Genomic DNA, 5940 nt, shown 5'->3' with positions numbered 1-5940 from the left:
TGCTTATAAATTCAATTGTACTTATCCTGAAAACGCTGAAGAACAAAGTGAATTGCTGTATAAATCAGGACTGCTCATTGATGAACTATCTAATTTTACTATGTGCAGTGGAATAAGCGCATGGAAAACAGAAGAAATTCATAAAGGGTGGGAGGGCTTTATGCAATCAGGAGAGCCTTTGCAAATATCTTTATTGAATCTTAGTAATATTGAAGAAGTAAAATGTAGAGACAAAAAGGTATATGTATTCGAAAATCCTACAGTATTTAGTGAAGTCCTCTATCAAACAAGAAAAATAAGCCCATCTACGATCTGCACCTATGGACAGCTACGACTGGCATCCTTGGTTTTGCTAGATAAAATTGTCCAAGATGACGTTAAGGTGTATTACTCAGGTGATTTTGATCCAGAGGGCATTATGATTGCAGACAAATTAAAACAACGATACGGAGAGTCTCTGATTTTATGGAGATACGGTATAGAGGAGTACAACGAAATACAGTCAAAGGTAAAATTGACAGAGCAGAGGCTAAAAAAGCTAGATAATATAAAAAGTCCAGAGTTACAAGTTATTGCTAATGAAATTAAGAAAAGGCGTTATGGTGCCTATCAAGAACTATTACTTGAATATTATATTTCGGATATTTTAGAGGGGATATAAGAACCTGAGTTGTATGATTTATTCTAGGTATATTTTTTAATACCACTAATATTATCAATATATTTAATAGTGAACAAAGTACAGAATTTAAGCGTAGAGGGGAGTGTAGAAGTTAGTTTATCGGCAACGATATCTGCTTCGAATACTTCCTCTAACTGTGTTTCAATTCCCGTCACTTCATCACCATACTCAAAAATATCTTGTACTAATTGCATATTTGAGATTGCCCAAGTCTTATTTAAATTTGATACCTTTAAATCATATATACCTGAAAGTGATACTTCTTCTGTTTTACCAAATGGGGTTAGAATTTCTACTTTATCTCCTACATTAAGACCAATTTCCGTTGTAAAATCTTTTCCAAGGATAATTTCTTTGTTCGCTGGAAGAGCTCCTTCGAAAAGTTCGTATTTTAATTTATAAATTCCATCTGCTTGATTAATTTCAAATCCCCGCATAAGAATAGGGTATGTGCTATCATCTACTTTAATAAATCCAGAAGCATCCGCCGCAGGGGAGATTTCAGTGATATTCTTATCTGTCTCTTTTATTGTATTTATAATAGAAGAATAATTAGAGATTCGCCCGTTATTATCGTCTGAAAGTACTGTAATCTGTGAAGAACTTCCTATGGTTGTGTCTACAAGACTATTTTGAAGTCCGGCAATTAAGGAGCCAATAAATACTTGAACGGATATTCCTATAGCGATTCCTAGTGCAATTAAGGCGGTTTGCCCTTTGCTTGAGGATAAGAATCTCCATGCTATATTAAATGCTAGTCTCATGTTGGTTCCTCCTAAATAATTCAATGTCTTTCAATGTTAGAACTAATCCATCAGCGTTAAAGTCTTTCTCATTTTTATTGGCATGAATAAATGCACTGCCGCTAAGTAGAATCTTAACACTACTTCCTGTTTTTTCTTTGAGTTCTTTCACAATCCTTTTGAGCGAAACCAAATTTAAGGCGTTAGTAATACTTATAGCAATGATGTCTGGGTGTAAGGTATCAATGGCAGAGTAGAGCGTTTCTTTTGGTGTGTTACATCCTATGTAGAATACTTCATAATCCATAATGACAAAAAAATCTGCTCCCATACGAGCGCCAATCTCGTGATACTCCTCTTCAGGACATACAATGATTACCCTTTGTGTTTTATACTCACCTTTATGAATGTGCTTTTCCTTTAACACATATGGGTAAGCACATTCTATAATGGTCCTCACGATATTTGTCATGAGATGTTCTTTCCAGATTTCACTGGCTTCCTCAGCCCTTGTCATTGATATACTATTTAGGGAGGGAGTAAGGATTTTTTCGTAAAGCTCTTGAACTGTGATTTTTTTTCGGATAAAAAACTCATTGAATATTCTATAGTGCAATCTTTATCATAGGTTCCTAGATATTGTTGAAATTGATTAAGATAAACTTTAATATTATCATCCATTTATTAGAACCTCCTTGTTTGTTGAATAATATGTTGCGTTGTATATATATCCTTATGATATAATTTTTAAACAAAATAATTTGAACATAATTTTAGAAGATTATAGAAGAACCTAATTTAATAAAGGAGCATGATAGGTCCTATCTCATTACAATTACCTTTTTAGAGGAAGAGATTAATAATATTAGAAAGAAATACATTAACTATGAAGGCGTTGAAAACAAAGGGGTTTCATGTGGATTGAAGTAATACTTTAAAGTGGGAGCAAAAGTGATGTTAATGTTTGCGTCCCTCGTGATGTTCCCTTAGGCTTACTGTTTGGTACATTGCTTTTTAATGCATAAGTTCGTGCAACAGTAAAAAATGTTCTTGAGGGGGAGATAATTGAAGAAAGAGCAAAGCCTTCATATCGTTGGCTTTGCTCTTTCTGTAATAGATAGAGTCATCAAATGACAAATTAACTGCCATACACGAAAATACAGAAAAAGAGAGCTGTTCTGTAATGCTATAAAACCTTAATAAAAATCAACTAGACAATAATGCAATAACAGTTTTGGTTACTTGGTTTTTAAAAATATTGAAGTCTAAACCATCGTGTGAAAATGTAGATTTCTCCTGTCTAAGAGCATCGATTAAAATACAGCAAGTGTAAACTTTTTCAAATAAATCATCTTGCTCTATACCATTTTTGTTCAATAGCGCTGTGATTTTTAAAAAATATTCATTTTCAAAATTGGAAAAGTGACGATTGATATCAATATCTTCTGATATCATCATTCTTAGTTGAGCCAGAGCGTGACTGGTATCGGCATATAAGTCAATATAATAACAGATCCAATTTTCGACAAAACTAGGCAGTGAAAGAGGCTGTTGGAAACTCAATTTTTCCAGTAAATGTCCTGAAATATTTTCAAGGTAATCGTGAAAAGCAGCAATATATATTTGTTTCTTATCTTTAAAGTAACTATATAATGAGCCTATTGAGATACCAGCACTTTTGGCAATCTCAATTGTATTGGTTTTGTAATACCCCTTTTCGCAAAAAAGGGCAAACCCAGCATCTAGTATTTTTTTCTTTTTTTCAATAGAACGCTTTTGAACGGGCTCTCTTACATCATTCATAGTATCACCTCATTTTTATTATACTTTGAATTTTAAATCAGGTCAATAGAATGTGAATGTTTATTCGCATTTTGTTGACAGCTATCAATGAAGTTGTTATAATAATAATGCGAATAATTATTCGCATATAAGGGGGAAGAATAATGGGTTTTTTAACACTGGCAAAACAGCGCTGCACAACACGCGGCTTTACTGGAGCACAGATTCCAAAAGGTGACTTAAATAAGATTCTATCGGCTGGACGTGTCGCCCCTACAGCTTGTAATAAACAACCACAAAGGATTATTGTTGTTCAGAGTGAAGAAAATATTTTAAAAATCAAAAAAGCATATCAAACCTTTGGTTCTAAGTGTATTTTTATCGTATGTCGAGATCGACGAAATGAATTAGTACGGCCATATGACAATAAATGCTCAGGTGATTTAGATATAGGTATTGTCTGTGACCATATGATGCTAGCGGCAAGAGAATTAAATATAGGAAGCGTAATGGTTGGTTTGTTTGATCCAGCCATTATCAGCAATGAATTTAATTTACCAGATTACATCGATGCATCAGCTCTACTCCTGATTGGGTATCCTGACAAAGGCTTTTTAAGTCCAGAGCGTCATATTACAGAGCGCAAGGAAATAGACGAAACGGTAATGTATGAGAAATATATAGAATAAGATAAAGTTCCTTATGAAGTAGATTAAAAATTTAATATTCCTTATTAAGTGGAATATGTATGATAATATAATAGATTAATTAGAGTAAGGTTCTAATATAGAAAATGTAAAACTATAATGAGAGACATTGTATGCGATCTGAAAAAGAAATGTTGGATTTAATCATAGCCGTTGCCAATAACGATATTCGTATTCGTGCGGTGTATTTAGAAGGTTCACGTGCAAATCCAAATGTGTCCAAAAATATATTTCAAGATAATGATATAGTATTTGTTGTTACTGAAACAAGGTCATTTAGGGAGAACAAAGACTGGATTAATAGCATAAAGGATAAATTTAAATCTTTGTTATCAATTTTTATTAAGTTTACCTTTTTTTGGAGATTATGGTACAGCACTTCATTATAGATTGCTTTTTCCTTAAAATTCTTTGAGAAAATTTCTTATTATGTAAGTATTCTAAATATTTACAGCAAAATTTACTTCATTCCGCAAATGCCTACCTTCACATTAGACAGAATAAACATTTGCTCCCTTGAGAATTCTTCCTTATTTCCCTCATAAATCCTTGACCTTGCTCCTTCATTCTTAACCCTTATTTATCATAAAGTACTTTTGCGTTCCTATTCAAACCACTCAACATCACCACTTGTTAATAAATATTTAGCACCTACAACTTTTATTTTACCTGCGTCTACCCCCTCTTTTACTATATTACTTTCCTCTAAAAGTTGGTCGACAGATAGTTCAACATTTATATCTACTGCTTTTTCTATTAATTCTTTTCCCTTTAACTCGGTTTTTTTAGCCTTTGCAACTGCAGGCTCTATATTATCTAAGAATGCGTCGATATTCTCAGTTGTATGTGTTTCAGCAGGTTTTTCGGCTTTTGCTACTGCTGTTGTTACTGCCCCACAACTCTCATGCCCTAATATTACTACTAATGGACTTCCTAAATGATCTACTGCATATTCTATACTCCCTATTTCTGCTTCATCTAATATATTACCTGCCACCCTTATAACAAATAAATCTCCTAAACCTTGATCGAGCAAATGCTCTGGTACTACCCTTGAGTCTGAACATGTTACCACTACTGCAAAAGGTTTTTGTCCCTCAGTTAATTCACTTCGTCTAGTGTGGCTTAAGTCATAGTTCGCTAATTCATTATTTACAAATCTTTTATTTCCTTCTTTTAATAACTTGATTGCGTCTTCTGCTGAACTTACTGTAGGATTTTCATAAACCTCTACGTTTTGATCAATTACAGGTTCATTTACTCCTATTATTTTCTGAGGTGTACACCCCGTAAATACTGCTGTTAACAATGCAGCTATTAATAGTGTTGATAGTGTGTTCGTATTATTCACATTATTTCTCCTTTCTATTTTGCTTTTGGATTCCATTTATTACTATTTTATCATATTAATCCCATTAGTATACAACAATATCTTAAGAAAAGTCCTAAAATTTTTTTGATAAGACCATTGACCTTTTTTATCCAGAAACGAACTTAAAACATAATATTCATGATAAAATACAATAAAGAAGAAATGATTGCTTAATTTTTGTTTGCTCAAAGACATTTAAGTAAATACTACCTTCATAGATTAAATAAGAGGTGTTTTATGACTGACATATTAAACAAAGCTAAATCAATAGAAGAATACATTATAAATTTTAGAAGAGATTTACATGAACATCCTGAACTTAGTGGACAAGAATTTAAAACTCAGGAAAAGATCATTAAAGAGTTGGATAAACTTGCAATACCATATAAGAAAGCTGGAAACACATCTATAATTGCTACATTAAAAGGTGGGAAAAACGGAAAAACGATAGCTTTAAGAGCAGACTTTGATGCACTTCCTGTAAAAGAAGAAACGGATGTTGAATTTAAATCGAAAACACTTGGGATAATGCATGCCTGTGGACACGATGCTCATGCAGCTATGCTTCTTGGTGCAGCAAAAATTTTATCTGAAATGAAGAATGAAATACCTGGTGAAGTTCGATTCTTCTTTCAGGAAGGTGAAGAGACTTTC

At 32.9% G+C, this 5940-nt stretch carries 8 protein-coding genes and 1 pseudogene; 4 read left to right on the top strand and 5 right to left on the bottom strand.

The features are described from left to right. Window positions 1-661 (top strand): DUF2399 domain-containing protein (locus Q7P22_RS02355; RefSeq protein ID WP_303860152.1); only part of this gene is annotated, 661 nt, incomplete at its 5' end. A gap of 23 nt (window positions 662-684) precedes the next feature. Here the strand turns inward: Q7P22_RS02355 and Q7P22_RS02350 are convergent. The 4 genes from Q7P22_RS02350 to Q7P22_RS02335 form a co-directional block, all read right to left on the bottom strand. Beyond that, a complete protein-coding gene (locus tag Q7P22_RS02350; protein ID WP_303860150.1) occupies window positions 685-1446 on the bottom strand; it encodes an ABC transporter permease in 762 nt (253 codons plus the stop codon). Then, a complete protein-coding gene (locus Q7P22_RS02345; RefSeq protein WP_303860148.1) occupies window positions 1430-1942 on the bottom strand; it encodes a B12-binding domain-containing protein in 513 nt (170 codons plus the stop codon). The genes Q7P22_RS02350 and Q7P22_RS02345 overlap by 17 nt, the downstream gene beginning before the upstream one ends. Window positions 1943-1953: 11 nt before the next feature. Further along, on the bottom strand, window positions 1954-2106 hold the full coding sequence (locus Q7P22_RS02340) for a hypothetical protein (RefSeq protein WP_303860146.1): 153 nt from the start codon (window positions 2104-2106) through the stop codon (window positions 1954-1956). A 525-nt stretch (window positions 2107-2631) separates the two neighbouring features. After that, window positions 2632-3228, bottom strand: a complete 597-nt coding sequence (locus tag Q7P22_RS02335; RefSeq protein ID WP_113920069.1) for a TetR/AcrR family transcriptional regulator — start codon at window positions 3226-3228, stop codon at window positions 2632-2634. 143 nt (window positions 3229-3371) lie between these two features. Here Q7P22_RS02335 and Q7P22_RS02330 point away from each other — a divergent pair, with 143 nt between their 5' ends. Together Q7P22_RS02330 and Q7P22_RS02325 are read left to right on the top strand one after the other, a co-directional pair. Continuing rightward, the gene (locus tag Q7P22_RS02330) at window positions 3372-3896 is read left to right on the top strand and encodes a nitroreductase family protein (RefSeq protein ID WP_303860143.1); all 525 of its coding nucleotides are present in this window, start codon (window positions 3372-3374) and stop codon (window positions 3894-3896) included. Between the two features lie 131 nt (window positions 3897-4027). Continuing rightward, window positions 4028-4216, top strand: a pseudogene (locus Q7P22_RS02325) (aminoglycoside 6-adenylyltransferase); the annotation flags it as partial. Window positions 4217-4518: 302 nt separating this feature from the next. Here the strand turns inward: Q7P22_RS02325 and Q7P22_RS02320 are convergent. Further along, complete coding sequence (locus Q7P22_RS02320; protein WP_303860138.1) at window positions 4519-5265, bottom strand: carbonic anhydrase; 747 nt, start codon at window positions 5263-5265, stop codon at window positions 4519-4521. Window positions 5266-5523: 258 nt separating this feature from the next. Here Q7P22_RS02320 and Q7P22_RS02315 point away from each other — a divergent pair. Then, a partial coding sequence (locus tag Q7P22_RS02315; RefSeq protein WP_303860135.1) for a M20 family metallopeptidase occupies window positions 5524-5940 on the top strand: 417 nt, incomplete at its 3' end.

Source organism: Alkalibaculum bacchi, from assembly GCF_937875145.1.
Taxonomy (GTDB): Bacteria; Bacillota; Clostridia; order Eubacteriales; family Alkalibacteraceae; genus Alkalibaculum; species Alkalibaculum bacchi_A.
Note: the sequence above shows the minus strand (reverse complement) of the source record. Positions and strands in the feature narration are given on the sequence as shown.